We start from the raw sequence: 17,211 nt of genomic DNA, 5'->3' as shown, positions 1-17,211 counted from the left end.
GACCTTTCAGGCCAGCGCGGGCAGGGGGCCCAGTTTGCCTTTGTGGTAAATCATCGGCGTGACGGGTTGCTCGGGCAGAATCAGATTCTTCACCGCGCCGACGATGATCGCGTGATCGCCGCCATCGTATTCGCGCCACAGTTCGCACTCGATGATCGCCGTGGCCTTGCCCAGCAGCGGATTACCCAATTCGCTCAAGTGCCATTCGATGTGTTTGGCCTTGTCCTTGCCCTTGCTGGCGAACGCATAGGCTTCGGCGGTCTGGTCGGCGGACAGCAAGTGAATCGCGAACTGCTTGCTGTCGCGCAGGATCGGGTACGTGTCCGAGGCATAGTTGGGGCAGAACAGCACCAGTGCCGGATCAATCGACAGCGCACTGAAGGCGCTGGCGGTGATGCCGACGATCCCGCCGTCCGGGTCCAGGGTGGTGACCACCGTGACCCCGGAAGGGAACGAGCTCATGACGTCTTTGTAGATGCCGGGTTCGATCATTTCGTAAATCTCCTAGCGCATCACAAATGGATCAGGCATTGGCGCCTGGGACAGGTTGATCCACACCGTCTTGAGCTCGGTGTAGGCCAGCACCGAATCGATGCCGCTTTCGCGTCCATAGCCGCTGTTCTTGAAGCCACCGATCGGCGCCATGGCCGATACGGCGCGGTAGGTGTTGACCCAGATGATCCCGGAGCGCACGTCTCGGGCCAGGCGATGGGCGCGGCCCAGATCGCGCGTCCAGATGCCCGCAGCAAGACCGAACTGGGAGTCGTTGGCAATCGCCAGCGCTTCGGCTTCATCCTTGAAACGAATCACCGACGCCACGGGACCGAAGACTTCTTCCTGCATGATCTTCATCGAGTTGTGGTCGCATTCGAACAAGGTCGGCTCATAGAACCAGCCTTCGCCCAGATTCTGTGGACGCTTGCCACCCATGCGCAGACGGGCACCTTCGGCGATGGCATCGGCGACCAGCCCTTCGACCACGGCCAGTTGCTGCGCGGTGGCCATCGGGCCCATTTCGCTGCTGTCTTCTTGCGGGTTGCCAATGCGGATGCGTTTGGCACGCTCCACCAGGCGCTCAACGAACTCGTCGTAGATTTCGTCCTGAACCAACAGGCGCGAACCAGAGACGCAACTTTGACCGGACGCGGCGTAGATCCCGGCGATGGCACCATTGATTGCGCTGTCGAGGTCGGCGTCGGCAAAGATGATGTTCGGCGACTTGCCGCCCAGTTCCAGCGACAGCTTGGCGAAGTTCTCGGCGCTGCTGCGCACCACATGCCGCGCCGTGGCTGCACCGCCGGTGAAGGCGATCTTGCGCACCAGCGGATGGCGGGTGAGGGCGGCGCCAGTGCTCGGGCCGTAACCGGTGACGACGTTGACCACGCCCGGTGGAATGCCGGCTTCCAAGGCCAGACGAGCCAGTTCCAGAATGGTTGCCGAGGCGTGCTCGGACGGCTTGATCACGATGGTATTGCCGGCGGCCAGGGCTGGCGCCAGTTTGATCGCGGTCAGGTACAGCGGGCTGTTCCAGGGAATGATCGCGGCGACCACGCCCATGGCTTCATGCACGGTGTACGCAAACAGGTCCGGCTTGTCCAGCGGCAGGGTGCCGCCTTCCAGCTTGTCCGCCAGGCCTGCGGTGTAGTGGAAAAATTCCGGCAGGTAACTGACCTGACCACGGGTTTCGCGAATCAGCTTGCCGTTGTCGCGGCTTTCCAGCTGCGCCAGGTGTTCCTTGTTTTCGGCAATCAGATCGCCGAGGCGGCGCAGCAATTTGCCCCGCGCCGTGGCGGTCAGGCCGCGCCAGGCCGGGCTGTCGAAAGCGGTCTGTGCGGCCTGTACGGCGCGCTCGACGTCGGCTTCGTCGGCGTCGGGGAGTGCGGCCCAAGGCTCGGCCAGCGCCGGGTTCAGGCTTTCGAAGGTCTTGCCGGAGAGGGCATCGACCCATTCACCGCCGATGCACATCTGGAAGCGTGCGAGTGTCATGCAACGATCCCCTTGATCTGGTTTTGTCGGGAGTGCGCGTTGTCGAGAAACTCCAGCAACAGCTGGTTGACCAGGCGCGGCGATTCTACGGGCATCATATGCCGCTGTTCGGCGAGTACGGCAACGGTTGCACCCGGAATGTGTGCGGCCAGTTGCTCGGCCATTTGCGGCGTCGAACCCGGATCCAGTTCGCCGGTGGCGACCAGCGTCGGTACCTGGATGCTGCCCAGATCCTCCGCGCGGTACATGTCCTGGGTGGCGAACAGTTCGTAAGTCGTCAGGTAGCCCTGGGGGTCATTACCGGCCAGGGTCTGACGCAGGGCCGCGATCTGTGCCGGGTTGGCCGCCTGGTATTCACGGCTGAACCAGCGTGACAGCGCGGCCTCGGCGTTGGCATCCGGCCCGTGTTCGGCCGCCTGTGCGGTGCGGGCAATGACGCCGGCACGTTGTTCGGCACTGCGATTGAACACGCTGTTGAGCACGACCAGGCCTTGCAGGCGTTGCGGGTAATGCAGGGCAAACGCCCGCGCGACCAACCCGCCCATGGAAAAGCCGATCACCGTCACCTTGGGCAGTTGCAGGTGGTCGAGCAACTCCAGCAACTGATCGGCATAGCCGAGCAGCGGCGTGCCGCTTTCCGGGCGCGGGCTGGCGCCGTGGCCGAGCATGTCGTAGGCAATCACACGGTATTTCGTGGCCAGGCCAACGACCTGGCCGCCCCACATTTCTTTGTTCAGGCCCACGCCGTGGATCAATACCACGGGCTGGCCTTGGCCGGTCGCCAGGTAACTGGTGCCAGCCGGGGTGCGTTCAGCGGTGAGCCGAATCATGGAGCGCTCCTGCATGCCTTTTTGTTGTTGTGACCGACCGTGATTACTGAGCTTTCTCGGCAGCCAGTTCTTCCAGATCGATGTAACGGTTGCCGATACGCGGGTGCAGGCGGCCGCCATCGGCGCAACCCAGGACCACCACGATTTCGTCGGCGCGCGGCGCATCTTCGATCTGCATTTCCAGGGTGATGTAGTGCGAACGCAGGCCTTCGTCGTCCTTGTGCATCATCGGGATCTGGATCGAGGTGCCCGGGCCGCCGCGCTTGTTGGTGAAGCTGAGGTAGCTTTTGGCCTTGACCGCTTCACGGTAATGGTTGCCGAAGCGCAGGGTATGGATGACCGCCGAGGCGTGCTCGATCTCGCCATCGGCGCCGACCACGGCCGCTTTGCCGTAGGCTTCGATTTTTTCGGCACCACCGATGATGCCGACCAGACGCTCAACCATCAGTGCACCGAGGTCAGAGCAGTTGGCGCGGATTTCCGGTTTCAGGTCTTCGACGAAGCCGCGACCCAGCCATGGGTTTTTCATGACCACGGCCAGGCCGACCATGGTGACGGGCTTATCGGTGGCCTTGCCGCCTTCGATAAAGGTCTCTTCGACATAGCTGACGATCTTGCGGATTTCGAAACTCATGAGCTGCTCCGTATGAGGTTTTGGGGTGTCTGTGCGTATGATGGTATACCATAATATAGGTTGTGCAAGCGCCAGATTCAATTTGCGTCAGGAAGGCGACAAAAAGCAGGAAGGGGACAGCAGGCCAGGCGGCGCGGTCGTTGACCTCGATGTAAGGCGCGCCCCGACCGTTCATCTCCCAGCCGCCATCAGATCAGCGCTATCTGGACATTTGTGGCTTAATGCCAGCACTGGTCGGTTTAACGTCATCCGTGTGAACGGTCTCGATTGGCAGGTATTCATTTGCCTGAGATGAATGCGCAGGGGGGACCATGAGAGAAGCACAGAGAAGGTTGGCGATGACCGCCTGGACCAAGCTGTTTGCACTGCCTGCAAACCATATAAGTGCAGAGGAAAGGTACTTCAGGTTACTGAGGACGGCGGACGACATGGAGCGCGCCGATCTGATCACTGCCGATGAGTGGCGCAAACTCGTCCAGCAGGCCGGCATGGCGCTTGCCACGACGGCGGAGTGCATGGGTGGCACGGGGCATTAAGCTTGCGCAAATGGCAGGGGAATGTTTCGCGATTTCGGCCTTGCCGTTTAAAGAATGAGGCCACCGCGATCCGTGTCACCGGGTCGCGATGGCCCATTCAAGGCCTCACAGGTTCAAGATTGCCTCACTTCACGTCGAAGCGATCCAGGTTCATCACCTTGGTCCACGCCGCCACGAAGTCTTTGACGAATTTCTCCTGCGCGTCACTGGTCGCATAGACTTCGGCCAACGCGCGCAACTGGGAGTTCGAGCCAAAGACCAGGTCAACACGTGTCCCGGTCCATTTTACTTCCCCGGTTTTGCGGTCACGTCCTTCGAATTCTTCGTTGTCTTGGGACACCGGTTTCCATTCCACGCTCATGTCCAACAGGTTTTTGAAGAAATCGTTGGTCAATGCTTCCGGCCGCTGTGTGAATACACCGTGGCGGGTTTGTCCGACGTTGGTGTTCAGCACGCGCAGGCCGCCGATCAACGCGGTCATTTCCGGTGCGGTCAGCGTCAGTTGTTGCGCCTTGTCGATCAACAGATGCTCGGTCGGTACCCGGTAGCGGGTTTTTAGGAAGTTGCGGAAGCCATCGGCGACCGGTTCCAGGAAGCCGAACGACTCGACATCCGTCTGCTCTTGCGAGGCGTCCATCCGTCCTGGCGTAAACGGCACCGTCACGCTGAGGCCCGCATTTTTCGCCGCTTGTTCGATGCCGGCATTACCGGCCAGCACGATCAGATCCGCCAGCGAGACTTTCTTGCCGCTGTTGTTGAACTCGCTTTGAATGCCCTCGAGTTTGCCCAGCACATTGGCCAGTTGCTCAGGCTGGTTGGCTTGCCAGAATTTCTGTGGCGCCAGACGCAGCCGGCCACCGTTGGCGCCGCCGCGTTTGTCGGAGCCACGGAAAGTGGAAGCCGCCGCCCAGGCCGTTGACACAAGCTGCGGAACGCTCAAGCCCGAGGCCAGGATTTTGCTCTTGAGTGCGGCGGCGTCACTGTCGTTGATCAACGGGTGATCGACCGCTGGAATCGGGTCTTGCCAGAGCAGCTCTTCGTTCGGCATTTCCGGGCCGAGGTAGCGTGAGAGCGGGCCCATGTCGCGGTGGATCAGTTTGAACCAGGCGCGGGCGAAGGCATCGGCCAGTTGATCCGGATTGGCCAGGAAGCGCCGTGAAATCGGCTCGTAGATCGGGTCGAATCGCAGCGCCAGGTCGGTGGTCAGCATGGTTGGATTACGGCGCTTGGACGGGTCGTGAGCATCCGGAATGGTCCCGGCACCGGCGCCGTTTTTTGCTACCCACTGATTCGCTCCCGCCGGGCTTTTGCTCAGCTCCCACTCGAAGCCGAACAGGTTTTCCAGGTAGTTGTTACTCCATTTCGTCGGCGTGGTGGTCCAGGTCACTTCCAGGCCACTGGTGATGGTGTCCGGGCCTTTACCGGTGCCGAAGTTGTTTTTCCAGCCAAAGCCTTGTTGTTCAAGGCCAGCGGCTTCGGGCTCGGCACCGACGTTGTCGGCAGGCCCTGCGCCGTGGGTTTTGCCGAAGGCGTGGCCGCCAGCGATCAGCGCCACGGTTTCTTCATCGTTCATCGCCATGCGCGCAAAGGTTTCGCGGATGTCTTTACCGGCAGCGACCGGATCGGGGTTGCCTTCCGGGCCTTCCGGGTTGACGTAGATCAGGCCCATTTGCACGGCCGCGAGCGGGGTTTCCAGGTTGCGTCCCTGGTCCGTGCGGCTTTCCTCATTTTCTCCTGGTTCAGCCACCAGCGGGCCTTCGCCGGGTTCTTGCATCGGTTCCTTGTGTTTGCCGTAGCGCACGTCGCCGCCCAGCCACTTGTTTTCCGAGCCCCAATAAACGTCTTCATCCGGTTCCCAGACGTCGGGACGGCCACCGGAAAAACCGAAGGTCTTGAAGCCCATGGACTCCAGCGCGACGTTACCGGTGAGGACGATCAAGTCAGCCCAGGAAATTTTACGGCCGTACTTTTGCTTGATCGGCCAGAGCAGACGGCGGGCCTTGTCGAGGCTGACGTTATCCGGCCAGCTGTTGAGTGGTGCAAAGCGCTGCTGGCCAGAGCCAGCGCCGCCGCGACCGTCACCGGTACGGTAGGTGCCTGCGGCGTGCCAGGCCATGCGGATGAACAGCGGTCCATAGTGACCGAAGTCGGCGGGCCACCAGTCCTGGGAATCGGTCATCAGCGCAGTCAGGTCTCTTTTGACCGCCGCAAAATCCAGGGTTTTGAACGCTTGTGCATAGTCAAAGCCCTCGTCCATGGGGTCGGACAGGGACGAGTGCTGGTGCAGGATCTTCAGATTCAGTTGGTTCGGCCACCAATCGCGGTTCGTCGTGCCACCGCCAGCGGCGTGATTGAACGGGCATTTCGATTCATTTGCCATGTGCGAGCTACCTTTGGTCGTGTTCATCCGGCTATCCGGCCCGGGATGGGCGTCAGATAGCGACGAGCGAAATCCATGACATAGGCTGCAGGGCCAGCAGTTGGATCAACTGATTGTCTTGACCACACGAGGATGCTGAACAGCGGCAACCGAGTTGCCTGTGCGGTGGCCCACGGATGGCCTAGTCAAGCTTCGGGCTCATTCCTGTCTCCATATCAGCACTAAACCGGCCAGCGTGTTCTGCCAGCGCTGGATACAGGTTAGACCCCACTTGGGAAGTCAGCTAATAGGTGGAGTATTGGGGGACGATAGGCAGAGTCTTTTAGCGGCGATGCGGCGGGGGCCTGTTTTATATCTCGATTATAGGTGCGGGTAGAAGAGGGTGGGAGATCCGGCCGGAACTCGGTTTTTGCCTGCCTTTGGTCGGTGTACCTGAACCGGGTTCATAACGGATTGATCCACTTTGAAAGAACTCTCGGGGCGCTGCCATGCACTCATTTACCCATCTGCTGACAGCCGCCCAAGAGCAAAAACTTCGTGCGCTGAACGCCTGGCATCTTGTGCTTGAAGACGTAAGGCTGCGCATGGAATGTCCCGATGCCTACCACGAGGAATTGATTCGTCAGACTGACGAAATGGACCGCCTGGGAATCGTCAGCTGGCAAGAATGGCGCGACCTCCGGATTGAGGCCGATCAGGCGTATCTGCGTGCGATAGCGGGGGAGGACTATCACCGAACGCTAAAAAACGGCAGTGGCTGATGAACTTGACCTGAGTTCGGCAAAAGCCAACGTTCGATTGAGGGCGCATCAATGGTTAGAACACGTGCATGATGGCGCCCGGTCAACATTGTCGAAGGTTACAAGGATTCCCCATGGCTTCAAGCAAGCGCGAACAGGCACACATCGAACGACTTCTGGTCGCCACCCTGACCGAGGCCTGTGAAACAGCCAAGGCTGAAATCGTCGGGTTCGACTGGTTGACCCACGAAGTCGATTACAGCGATTTCCCCTCAAGCCTGAGAGTGATTTGGGTCTTCGATACGCAAGCCAACAAAGAACAGGCATTGGCCAGTGGGCAGGGCGAACGCATGGTTGAACTGACGTCGATGGCGTTAAAGGACGCCGATGTTCTTGTCAGCCCGGTCTCTGCCCACGTGCATTTCGATTCTGAAGAACAATGCCAGCGCGCCAATGGCGGCAACTGGCAGCAGCGCCTGGCGCGCCGGCGCTAGCACTGGCGGGCACGCAGGTGGCTGGTTTTCGTGGGGCCGCTTATCGGCCGCGTCCAACACTGCGGTCTCACGGCGCCCCAAACAGCATCGTCCAATAAACCCCTTCATCGCTGCGTGCATCCGCCGCATACGCAGCGCCCACCTGGGTAAACATTGGGTTCATCAAGTTGGCGCAATGCCCAGGGCTGGCCAGCCAGCCTGCCATGGCCTTGCCCGGTGAGCTCTGGCCGGCGGCGATGTTCTCGCCGATCTGCCGGCCACGGTAGCCGGCGGCTCTTGCTCGATCAGCCGGCATGTCACCGTCGGGGTCGCGGTGGGCAAAATAATTGCCGTAAGCCATCGCCTTGCTGTGTCCCTGGGCTGCGGCACCGAGGGCGGCGTTCCAGCTCAGTGGTCGGGCGGCGGCAAAGCGCTGGCCACCGCACATCCGTGGCTTGGATCGCGCGGCGTTGACCTCGGCCAACAGGGCCTTGCTCGCCGAGCGCGTATCACCCACGCGGCTATCGAGAACGGGTTGCGCCAGCACGATCTGCCACTCGTTTCGCGCGCGACTGACGCCAATGTCGGCGTACTGGTTATCGAGCAAGGCCCCGCAGTATTCGTCCTCAAACAGATCAAAGGCCTCATCGGCATCCTGCGCGCCGACCACCCGCAAGGTGCGTACCGTCACTGCCGCGTAGCCGGAAGCCTTCAACCCATCCCGCAAACCGCCGCGATAACCAATCGGCAGCGCCAGGTTCTGTTTCAGTGACAGCGGCGACAAGCGCTGTGCCGGGCGTCTGTCGCAGCGTTGCGGGTGGGCGCGGTAGTCGTTGATGGCTTCCACCAGTTGTCGTTCCCCGCTGGCATGGGCGGGACTGGCAAACAGGGGAATCAAAGGCATGAAGCAGAGCGAAATGAAGCGCAAGGCGAGGGCAGTTGGGCGCATGAGGCGGACAGCTCAGGTCAGATGACAAGGGTAATGTGAATTCACGGCTCGCCTAAGACTGGCGTTCAAGCACTAGGTTCACGAGGCACAGAGGCAAATTTTCGTCGCAAACAGGCCTGTACCTACCGCATGTCGCAAAACACTGAAAGTCCGGTTCAAGGCTTAAAAAAGCGGCTGGCGCCGCCGATAACGTATTCATAAAAGCGACGTGCCAAGAGGACTACATCGTGTCGATAAAATTACGCTTGCTGTTGTTGATTGGTACGAGCTTGCTGACGGCGTTGATCGTGAGTTTGGTCAGCTACGTGGGAAACACCCGGATGGCTGAAGCGGTGAAGGACAACGAGGTCAGCATGACCGCGCTGCGCAATCACCTTGAAGCCGACATGATGCACGACGCGCTGCGCGCCGATGTGTTGTCGGCGATGCTGGTCGGGCTGGGCAAAAGCACCAGCACCAAGGCTGAGGTGCACACTTCCATCGAGGAACATGCGGCGCATTTCCGCGAGGTGCTGGGTGAAAACCTCAAGCTGCCGGTCAACGACACCATTCTGGCAGGCCTGAACAAGGTCAAACCGAGCCTCGACACCTACATCAGTGCCGCCGAGCGAATCGTCGGGCTGGCGCTGGACAATCCGGATTCGGCGCAAAAGGAACTCGGCAGCTTCAATGCCGCGTTCAGCCAGCTTGAAGACCAGATGGCCGCCCTCAGCGGCCTGATCGAAACCAATACCCGACAAACCAGCCAAGGCACTGAACACGCTATCAACAGTGCCAATTTCACCTTGGGGATCGTGTTGATTGCGAGTCTGTTGTTGCTGCTGATCCAGGGACGCTGGGTGATTTCGAGCATCATGGCGCCGTTGCAGACCGCCAGCCGGATCGCCGAAAGCATCGCCCATGGCAACCTGAGCGAGCCGATTGTCGAGCCCACCCATAAGGACGAAGCCAGCGCGCTGATTCGCAGCCTGGCGACCATGCAGCGCGACTTGCGCGGCATGATCGAAGTGGTTCGCAGCAACGCGCACGGCGTGAGTGGCATGAGCGTGCAACTGAGCAGCGGCTGCCACCAGGTGGCCGACAGCAGCCAGCAGCAAAGCGTCGCGGCCAGCACCATGGCCGCAGCCGCCAGCGAAATGACCGCGAGCATCGAGGAAATCACCCGGCATGCCGAGCGGGCGCTGAACATGGCCAACCAGGCCGAGGCACTGGCCAAGGATGGCGGCCGGGTGATTCATCAGGTGGTCAACGACATGGACGGCATCGCGCGCTCGGCGCAGCAGTCAGCCCAGGTGATTCGCACGCTGGACAAGGAGTCCGAGGGCATCTTCAGCATCATCCAGGTGATCAAGGGCATCGCCGATCAAACCAACCTGCTGGCGCTGAACGCCGCCATCGAGGCCGCCCGTGCCGGTGAGCAGGGCCGTGGTTTTGCCGTGGTGGCTGACGAAGTGCGCAGTCTGGCAGGGCGTACCAGCGCCTCCACCCAGGAAATTGCCAGCATGGTCTCGCGCATCCAGCAGAGCACCCGCGAGGCGGTAACCAGCATGGAGGCCGGCGTGGCACAGGTCGACAAAGGCATGGCCGTGACCGCCGACGTCGAACGCGCTATCCGCGAAATCCTCGAGGCCACGCTCAATACCACCCAGTTGGTCAACGACATCACCCGCACGATTGGCGAGCAGAGCCTGGCCAGCAACGAAATCGCCCATCAGGTGGACATGATTGCCGGCATGTCCGAAGGCAACAGCAAGGTCATCGGCCAGACTGCTACGACTACCGATGAACTGTCGACGCTGGCGGGCAAGCTGTCGCAGTCGGTGGACCGGTTTCGGCTTTGAGATTTGTGTGCCGATCAGTTGATTTTCGGTGATTGTGAGGGCCTTTTCGCGAGCAAGCCCGCTCCCACAGGGGGCTTGCGTCGTTCACTAATCCAGTGTGGGAGCGGGCTTGCTCGCGAATGCGCCAGATCTGACGGCGCAGAACTAAAGGCCCTGCGCCAATTCCCTAAAGGTATTTATCCGTCACCGCGCCTTCCGAGGCGCTCGACACGGTTTTCGCGTATTTGGCCAACACCCCGCGCTTGTATTTGGATTCCGGGCGCACCCAGCGGGTCTTGCGCTCGGCCAGCACGGCATCGGAGACATCCACCGTGATCTGCCGGGTTTCGGCGTCGATGGTGATCGTGTCGCCGTCTTCAATCAACGCGATCGGCCCGCCATCGAAGGCTTCCGGAGTGATGTGTCCCACCACGAAACCGTGGGAACCACCGGAAAAGCGTCCGTCAGTGATCAGCGCAACGTCCTTGCCCAAGCCTTTGCCCATGACCGCCGAGGTCGGCGAAAGCATTTCGCGCATGCCCGGCCCACCCTTGGGGCCTTCGTAGCGAATCACGATCACATCGCCTGCCTTGACCTCGCCATTGAGAATCCCGGCCAGTGCGCCTTCCTCACCGTGATACACGCGCGCCGAGCCTTGGAAGCGCAGACCTTCCTTGCCGGTGATCTTGGCCACGGCGCCGGTGGGCGAAAGGTTGCCGCGCAGCACCACCAGGTGCGAGTCCTTTTTCACCGGCTGATCGAACGGCAGGATCACATCCTGACCGTCGGGATAATCGGGCACGTTCGCCAGGTTTTCCGCCAGGGTCTTGCCCGTCACCGTCAGCACATCGCCATGCAGCATGCCGGCGGCGAGCATGCGTTTCATCAGCGGCTGGATGCCGCCGATGGCAACCAGTTCGCTCATCATGTATTTGCCGCTGGGGCGCAAGTCGGCGACCACCGGGGAAACCTTGCCCAGCTCGACGAAATCATCCAGCGTCAGCTCGACATCCACCGCATGGGCCATCGCCAGCAAGTGCAGCACGGCATTGGTCGAGCCGGCGAGGGCGATCACCACACGAATGGCGTTCTCGAAAGCTTTGCGGGTCATGATGTCGCGCGGCTTGAGGTCCAGCTTGAGCAGCTCCATGACCTGCTGACCGGCGCGAAAGCTGTCTGAGGCTTTGTCGCTGCCGACCGCGTCCTGAGAGCTGGACCCCGGCAAGCTCATGCCCAATGCCTCGATAGCCGAGGCCATGGTGTTGGCCGTGTACATGCCGCCGCAGGAGCCGGGGCCGGGAATCGCCACTTCCTCGATCTGCTTGACCTGGATCTCGTTGATATCACCCCGTGCATTCTGGCCGACGGCTTCGAACACGGAAATGATGTCGGTGTGCCCGGCGCCCGGGCGGATGGTGCCGCCATAGACGAAGATCGACGGACGATTCAGGCGCGCCATGCCGATCAGGCAGCCTGGCATGTTCTTGTCACAACCGCCCACGGTCACCAGACCGTCAAAGCCTTCGCAACCGGCAACCACCTCGATGGAATCGGCGATGACCTCGCGCGACACCAGCGAATACTTCATGCCTTCGGTGCCATTGGCGATGCCGTCGGAAATGGTGATGGTGTTGAAAATCACCCCTTTGGCACCGGCGGCATTCGCGCCTTTTTCGGCTTCGATGGCGAGCTTGTCGATGTGCATGTTGCACGGGGTGACCATCGCCCAGGTGGAGGCGATGCCGATATGCGGCTTCTTGAAATCCTCGTCGGTGAAACCCACCGCGCGCAGCATGGAACGGCCGGGGGCGCGTTCCACGCCGTCGACCACTTGAGAGGAGTATTTACGCAGCGTGTCTTTGTCGCTCATGACGTTCCCTCATATCCAGATCGCTAGCCTGACCGGTGTGGTCCGAAGCAGCCGATTGAGTCTAGTCCTGCAGGCCACAAAAATCAGTTCACGATTCCTGGAAACCCGCGCACACCTCACGAATGCAGCCGCGTAACCATTGATGCGCGGCATCGGCGTCCATTCGCGGGTGCCAGAGCATGGAAACCGTGATCGTCGGCGTGGCCACCGGCAGAGGGAAACAGTGCAGGCCTGCGCGCAGGTTTTGCGTGTGGCGTTCCGGCACCGTCGCAATCAGGTCCGAGGCCCGGGCCAGCGCCAGTGCCGCAGAAAAACCTCCGACAATCGTGACGATCTCCCGCGCCAGGCCAAGGGGTTTCAAGGCGTCATCCATTGGCCCTTGGTCCCGTCCGCGTCGCGACACCAGAATGTGCTTGCCGGACGCATAACGGGCGGGCGTGATCTTGCCCTTGCTCAGTGCATGCCCCATGCGCACGACGCCGATAAAGCGGTCCTGGTACAAGGCGCGGGTGCGCACTTCCGGGCTAGTGGTGTCGCCGACCACGCCGGTTTCCAGATCGACCGTTCCGTCACGTAGCAGCGTGCTGTCCTGGTTGAGCTTCTGCAAGAAGTGCAGGCGCACGCCGGGCGCTTCATCGCCGAGGCGAGCAATCAATGTCGGGCCGAAGTTCTCGACGAAACCGTCACTGGTGCGCAGCGTGAAGGTGCGCACCAGCTGTTTGAGGTCGAGCTGCTCGGCAGGGCGCAGGACCGCTTCGGCGTCCTGCACCAATTGGCTGACTTGTTCACGCAATTGCAGCGCACGGGGCGTCGGCACCAGGCCGCGCCCGGCCCGGACCAGCAACGGATCGCCGGTGGTTTCACGCAATCGCGCCAACGCCCGGCTCATCGCTGAGGGGCTCAGGCGCAGGCGTTGAGCGGCGCGCGCCACACTGCCTTCGGTGAGCAGCGCATCCAGGGTAATCAGCAGGTTCAGGTCGGGAGTCGTCATGCATCAACGTTAGCACGGCTGACACTGACATGGCGTCGCGTGCAGGTATTAAGTGCAAGCCGTGCGTCTTCCGCCCGGTCATGTGCGGGCATACGCTGAAGGTCAACTTTTCATCAGTGGCCAAAACCCATGAAATTCATGACGCAATCAGGCTCGGTGCGCTGGGCGCTCGCCAGCCTTTCCCTGTCGATGTTGATGCCGTCGCTCGACACCAGCATCGCCAATGCCGGCTTGCCGACATTGGCCCAGGCGCTCGAGGCTTCTTTTCAGCAAGTGCAGTGGATCGTCCTGGCCTACCTGCTCGCGATCACCACGTTGATCGTCAGCGTCGGACGCCTCGGTGATCTCATCGGTCGGCGACGTTTGATGTTGTCGGGCATCGCTATTTTCACATTGGCGTCACTGGCGTGTGGCCTGGCGCCGACGCTGTGGTGGCTGGTCGCTGCCCGGGCGGTGCAGGGCCTGGGGGCGGCGATCATGCTGGCACTCACCGTGGCATTCGTCGGCGAGACCGTGCCCAAAGCACAAACCGGCAGCGCCATGGGCTTGCTCGGCACCATGTCGGCAATCGGCACCACGCTGGGCCCCTCGCTCGGTGGCCTGCTGATCTCGGGCTTCGGCTGGCAAGCGATTTTTCTGGTCAACCTGCCATTGGGCGTCTTGAACTGGGCCCTCGCGTTTCGCTACTTGCCCGCCGATCGCCCCATGCCAAAGGCACAACGAGCCGGGTTCGACGTTGCCGGCACGCTGGTCCTGGCGCTGACACTCGGCGCCTACGCCTTGGCGATGACCTGGAACGGTGGCGAATGGGGCTCGCTCAACCTTGTGTTGCTGCTCATGGCAATTGTCGGCAGCGGGATTTTCCTGTTCGTCGAGGCGAAGGTGGCATCGCCACTGATCAAACTGGCACTGTTCCAGGACCGGAGTTTGCGCGCGAGCCTGATCATGAGCCTGCTGGTCTCGACCGTGATGATGGCGACACTGGTGGTCGGGCCGTTCTACCTCTCGGTGACGCTAGGGTTAAAGGCCGCGCTGGTCGGACTCGCCTTATCAGTCGGCCCGCTGGTCGCCGCACTGGCAGGCGTCCCCGCCGGGCGCCTGGTCGACCGATTCGGCGCGCAACGCATGACCGCCTCCGGACTGGCCTGCATGGTGCTCGGCGCCTGCGTATTAGCAACGATGCCGACAGGTTTCGGCGTCCTCGGCTACCTCACGCCCATCGCAGTCATCACCGCAAGCTACGCACTGTTCCAGGCGGCCAACAACACACTGATCATGACCGGCATCAGCCCCGACCAACGAGGCGTCATCGCCGGCCTGCTCAGCCTGTCGCGCAACCTGGGACTCATCACCGGAGCCTCCCTCATGGGCGCAATCTTCGCACTCGCCACATCAACCCCCGACATCACACGAGCAACGCCAGAGGCCGTTGCCAACGGCATGACAACCACCTTCGCGGTAGCAGCAGGACTTTTAATACTGGCACTCGCCATCGCACTACCAGCCTTAAAAAGTGAACCGGTAGCCGCGTAAACCCGAATGCAACAGCAAGATCAACAGCATCGCGAGCAGGCTCACTCCCACAATGGATCGCATGCGTCTTTCGCCCTTCACCACTCAACAAGCCGAGCGGTAGCTCGCTTGCAGCTCTTGATCTTGATGCACACGCCGCCTCGAGAGGCCGAACGTCAGGGGCAAAAGCGCTTGGTTACTTGGCGCTTCTCCAAGTGACCCGCTGTAAAAGCGGAACCAATAGCCGCCGTTACCCCAACAACGGATATACACACAGCCCAATCAACCCCCAATGCAACGAATACAAACCCAGGCCCTCATATAAGGAGGAAGTGGCCACCGACGCCCACAAGCGAACGATGCCCCAACAGATATTTACCCAGACAACAGGTAATCGTTTCTATGACCGCGGCTGACAAAAACCACGTGACCTGGTTGGTTGAACAATCGATGCTTCATGCCGCCAGACAGCGCGCCAAACTCTACTCAGGACAAGGCCGGATGTGGCAACAGCCCTACGCCCATACCCGGCCCCGAGATGCCTCCGCCCTGGCATCGGTATGGTTCACCGCCTACCCGGCCTCCATCGTCACCCGCGAAAATGGCACCGTGCTCGAAGCCCTGGGCGACGAAACCCTGTGGCATGCCCTGTCAAGAATCGGCATCCAGGGCATACACAACGGCCCGCTGAAAATGTCCGGCGGCCTCACAGGCACCCGACTCACACCAACCATTGACGGCAACTTCGACCGCATCAGCTTCGAAATCGACCCGCAACTGGGCACCGAAGCGCAACTTCAAGCGCTGGTGCGCATGGCCGCCGCGCACAACGCCGTGATCATCGACGACGTTATTCCTTCGCACACCGGCAAAGGCGCGGACTTCCGCCTGGCCGAGATGGCCTACGAAGATTATCCGGGCCTCTACCACATGGTCGAAATCCGCGAAGAAGACTGGCCGCTGCTGCCGGACATCGCCGACGGCCGTGATTCACAAAACCTCAGCCCGTTGCAGGTCGACGTGCTGCGCGACAAGCACTACATCGTTGGCCAGTTGCAACGAGTGATCTTCTTCGAACCGGGAGTCAAGGAAACCGACTGGAGCGCGACATCGATCGTCATCGGTGTCGATGGCAAGCCGCGACGCTGGGTCTATCTGCATTACTTCAAGGAAGGGCAGCCGTCACTGAACTGGCTGGACCCGACCTTCGCCGCGCAGCAGATGATCATCGGCGATGCCTTGCACGCCATTGACGTCATGGGCGCGAAGATACTGCGCCTGGACGCCAACGGATTTCTCGGTGTGGAGCGCAAACTCGACGGCACGGCCTGGTCTGAAAGCCACCCGTTATCGATCACCGGTAACCAGCTTCTGGCCGGGGCGATCCGCAAGGCTGGCGGTTTCAGTTTCCAAGAGCTCAACCTGACCGTCGACGACATCGCCAGCATGTCCCACGGCGGCGCCGATCTGTCCTACGACTTCATCACCCGCCCGGCCTATCAACACGCGTTGCTGATGGGCGATACCGAATTCCTGCGCTTGATGCTGCGCCAGATGCACACCCTCGGCATCGATCCGGGTTCGCTGATCCATGCCCTGCAGAACCACGACGAGTTGACCCTGGAACTGGTGCATTTCTGGACGCTGCACGCCCACGACACTTATCTCTTTCAGGGCCAGACCTTCCCCGGCAACATCTTGCGCGAACACATTCGCGAGCAGATGTACGAACGTCTGTCCGGCGAGCATGCGCCCTACAACTTGAAGTTCGTCACCAACGGCGTGTCCTGCACCACCGTCAGCATCATCACGGCGGCGCTGGGGATTCGTGATCTGGACGCGATCTCGGCGGCGGATATCCAGCAGATTCGCCAGGTCCATTTGCTCTTGGTGATGTACAACGCCATGCAACCGGGGGTGTTCGCACTCTCAGGTTGGGACCTGGTGGGCGCGTTGCCGTTGCCGGCTGAAGAGGTTGCCCATTTGATGGGGGACGGCGACACGCGCTGGATTCACCGGGGCGCCTACGATCTGGTCGACCTCAATCCAGAGGCACCACTCTCCGCCGGCCAGATGCCGCGTCCAAAGACATTGTATGGCAGCCTGCCCAGCCAATTGAAGGACTCGGATTCGTTCGTCTCGCAATTGCGCAGAATCCTCGCCGCGCGGCGCTCCTATGACATCGCCGCGAGTCGGCAGATCCTGATCCCGGATGTCCAGCACCCGGGGCTGCTGATCATGGTTCACGAATTGCCGGCCGGTAAAGGCACGCAAATCACTGCGCTGAATTTCGGCTCGACGCCGATCACCGAAACCTTGCACCTGCCCAATATTGCGCCGGGGCCGGTGGTCGACATCATCAACGAACGAGTCGAAGGGGATCTCACGCCTGAGGGTGAGTTCACCATCACGCTGGATGCCTACGAAGGGTTGGCTCTGCGCGTGGTCAGTGCTTCTCCGATGATTTGAGCGTTGCATGTGGACTGAAGA

14 protein-coding genes and 1 pseudogene are annotated in these 17,211 nt (G+C 61.1%); 7 read left to right on the top strand and 8 right to left on the bottom strand.

What is annotated here, in order from left to right:
• Positions 1–6 precede the first annotated feature (6 nt).
• The 4 genes from K5K95_RS28890 to K5K95_RS28875 are packed head-to-tail and all read right to left on the bottom strand — an operon-like array spanning position 7 to position 3,450.
• The gene (locus tag K5K95_RS28890) at positions 7–492 is read right to left on the bottom strand and encodes a flavin reductase family protein (RefSeq protein WP_090185184.1); all 486 of its coding nucleotides are present in this window, start codon (positions 490–492) and stop codon (positions 7–9) included.
• Between the two features lie 12 nt (positions 493–504).
• A complete protein-coding gene (locus K5K95_RS28885) occupies positions 505–1,986 on the bottom strand; it encodes an aldehyde dehydrogenase (protein WP_222587252.1) in 1,482 nt (493 codons plus the stop codon).
• A complete protein-coding gene (locus tag K5K95_RS28880; protein ID WP_090185179.1) occupies positions 1,983–2,816 on the bottom strand; it encodes an alpha/beta fold hydrolase in 834 nt (277 codons plus the stop codon). Before K5K95_RS28880 ends, K5K95_RS28885 begins: the two co-directional genes overlap by 4 nt.
• A gap of 43 nt (positions 2,817–2,859) precedes the next feature.
• Entirely contained in the window at positions 2,860–3,450 is a 591-nt protein-coding gene (locus tag K5K95_RS28875; RefSeq protein ID WP_047226613.1) for an amino acid synthesis family protein, read from the bottom strand.
• Between the two features lie 338 nt (positions 3,451–3,788).
• Between K5K95_RS28875 and K5K95_RS28870 the strand changes: the two genes are divergently transcribed.
• Positions 3,789–3,986 (top strand): hypothetical protein, encoded by a 198-nt coding sequence (locus K5K95_RS28870; RefSeq protein ID WP_222587251.1) that lies wholly within the window; start codon positions 3,789–3,791, stop codon positions 3,984–3,986.
• A 124-nt stretch (positions 3,987–4,110) separates the two neighbouring features.
• Here K5K95_RS28870 and katG read toward each other — a convergent pair whose 3' ends face one another.
• Positions 4,111–6,366 carry a catalase/peroxidase HPI gene (gene katG / locus K5K95_RS28865; RefSeq protein WP_222587250.1) on the bottom strand — a complete coding sequence of 752 codons (2,256 nt, stop codon included), beginning with the start codon at positions 6,364–6,366 and terminating at the stop codon, positions 4,111–4,113.
• A gap of 488 nt (positions 6,367–6,854) precedes the next feature.
• On the opposite strand from katG, the gene K5K95_RS28860 reads away from it, so the two are divergent.
• Entirely contained in the window at positions 6,855–7,127 is a 273-nt protein-coding gene (locus K5K95_RS28860) for a hypothetical protein (RefSeq protein WP_222587249.1), read from the top strand.
• A 113-nt stretch (positions 7,128–7,240) separates the two neighbouring features.
• On the top strand, positions 7,241–7,600 hold the full coding sequence (locus tag K5K95_RS28855) for a hypothetical protein (protein ID WP_222587248.1): 360 nt from the start codon (positions 7,241–7,243) through the stop codon (positions 7,598–7,600).
• Positions 7,601–7,667: 67 nt separating this feature from the next.
• On the opposite strand, the gene K5K95_RS28850 is transcribed toward K5K95_RS28855, so the two are convergent.
• The gene (locus tag K5K95_RS28850) at positions 7,668–8,528 is read right to left on the bottom strand and encodes a CAP domain-containing protein (protein ID WP_222587247.1); all 861 of its coding nucleotides are present in this window, start codon (positions 8,526–8,528) and stop codon (positions 7,668–7,670) included.
• Positions 8,529–8,755: 227 nt separating this feature from the next.
• Here K5K95_RS28850 and K5K95_RS33715 point away from each other — a divergent pair.
• Positions 8,756–9,463: pseudogene (locus K5K95_RS33715) on the top strand (MCP four helix bundle domain-containing protein); the annotation flags it as partial.
• A gap of 42 nt (positions 9,464–9,505) precedes the next feature.
• Positions 9,506–10,369 (top strand): methyl-accepting chemotaxis protein, encoded by an 864-nt coding sequence (locus K5K95_RS33710; RefSeq protein WP_405046057.1) that lies wholly within the window; start codon positions 9,506–9,508, stop codon positions 10,367–10,369.
• A gap of 166 nt (positions 10,370–10,535) precedes the next feature.
• On the opposite strand, the gene ilvD is transcribed toward K5K95_RS33710, so the two are convergent.
• Both ilvD and K5K95_RS28835 read right to left on the bottom strand, forming a co-directional pair.
• The gene (gene ilvD, locus K5K95_RS28840; RefSeq protein ID WP_222587245.1) at positions 10,536–12,218 is read right to left on the bottom strand and encodes a dihydroxy-acid dehydratase; all 1,683 of its coding nucleotides are present in this window, start codon (positions 12,216–12,218) and stop codon (positions 10,536–10,538) included.
• A gap of 88 nt (positions 12,219–12,306) precedes the next feature.
• A complete protein-coding gene (locus tag K5K95_RS28835) occupies positions 12,307–13,209 on the bottom strand; it encodes a LysR family transcriptional regulator (RefSeq protein WP_222587244.1) in 903 nt (300 codons plus the stop codon).
• Between the two features lie 129 nt (positions 13,210–13,338).
• Between K5K95_RS28835 and K5K95_RS28830 the strand changes: the two genes are divergently transcribed.
• Both K5K95_RS28830 and treS read left to right on the top strand, forming a co-directional pair.
• Positions 13,339–14,742: an MFS transporter gene (locus K5K95_RS28830; RefSeq protein ID WP_222587243.1), complete on the top strand. Its 1,404-nt coding sequence runs from the start codon at positions 13,339–13,341 to the stop codon at positions 14,740–14,742.
• Between the two features lie 381 nt (positions 14,743–15,123).
• Positions 15,124–17,190 (top strand): maltose alpha-D-glucosyltransferase, encoded by a 2,067-nt coding sequence (gene treS / locus K5K95_RS28825; RefSeq protein WP_222587242.1) that lies wholly within the window; start codon positions 15,124–15,126, stop codon positions 17,188–17,190.
• Positions 17,191–17,211 lie beyond the last annotated feature (21 nt).

This window comes from Pseudomonas sp. DR48 (assembly GCF_019823085.1).
Classification (GTDB): domain Bacteria; phylum Pseudomonadota; class Gammaproteobacteria; order Pseudomonadales; family Pseudomonadaceae; genus Aquipseudomonas.
Note: the sequence above shows the minus strand (reverse complement) of the source record. Positions and strands in the feature narration are given on the sequence as shown.

What these genes read in the sequence shown, in the direction of transcription:
- ilvD (WP_222587245.1), bottom strand. Translation starts at nt 12,218, where the DNA reads ATGAGCGACAAAGACACGCTGCGTAAATACTCCTCTCAAGTGGTCGAC.
- K5K95_RS28890 (WP_090185184.1), bottom strand. Translation starts at nt 492, where the DNA reads ATGATCGAACCCGGCATCTACAAAGACGTCATGAGCTCGTTCCCTTCC.
- K5K95_RS33710 (WP_405046057.1), top strand. Translation starts at nt 9,506, where the DNA reads ATGCAGCGCGACTTGCGCGGCATGATCGAAGTGGTTCGCAGCAACGCG.
- K5K95_RS28835 (WP_222587244.1), bottom strand. Translation starts at nt 13,209, where the DNA reads ATGACGACTCCCGACCTGAACCTGCTGATTACCCTGGATGCGCTGCTC.
- K5K95_RS28880 (WP_090185179.1), bottom strand. Translation starts at nt 2,816, where the DNA reads ATGATTCGGCTCACCGCTGAACGCACCCCGGCTGGCACCAGTTACCTG.
- K5K95_RS28870 (WP_222587251.1), top strand. Translation starts at nt 3,789, where the DNA reads ATGACCGCCTGGACCAAGCTGTTTGCACTGCCTGCAAACCATATAAGT.
- K5K95_RS28850 (WP_222587247.1), bottom strand. Translation starts at nt 8,528, where the DNA reads ATGCGCCCAACTGCCCTCGCCTTGCGCTTCATTTCGCTCTGCTTCATG.
- katG (WP_222587250.1), bottom strand. Translation starts at nt 6,366, where the DNA reads ATGGCAAATGAATCGAAATGCCCGTTCAATCACGCCGCTGGCGGTGGC.
- K5K95_RS28875 (WP_047226613.1), bottom strand. Translation starts at nt 3,450, where the DNA reads ATGAGTTTCGAAATCCGCAAGATCGTCAGCTATGTCGAAGAGACCTTT.
- K5K95_RS28855 (WP_222587248.1), top strand. Translation starts at nt 7,241, where the DNA reads ATGGCTTCAAGCAAGCGCGAACAGGCACACATCGAACGACTTCTGGTC.
- K5K95_RS28885 (WP_222587252.1), bottom strand. Translation starts at nt 1,986, where the DNA reads ATGACACTCGCACGCTTCCAGATGTGCATCGGCGGTGAATGGGTCGAT.
- K5K95_RS28830 (WP_222587243.1), top strand. Translation starts at nt 13,339, where the DNA reads ATGAAATTCATGACGCAATCAGGCTCGGTGCGCTGGGCGCTCGCCAGC.
- treS (WP_222587242.1), top strand. Translation starts at nt 15,124, where the DNA reads ATGACCGCGGCTGACAAAAACCACGTGACCTGGTTGGTTGAACAATCG.
- K5K95_RS28860 (WP_222587249.1), top strand. Translation starts at nt 6,855, where the DNA reads ATGCACTCATTTACCCATCTGCTGACAGCCGCCCAAGAGCAAAAACTT.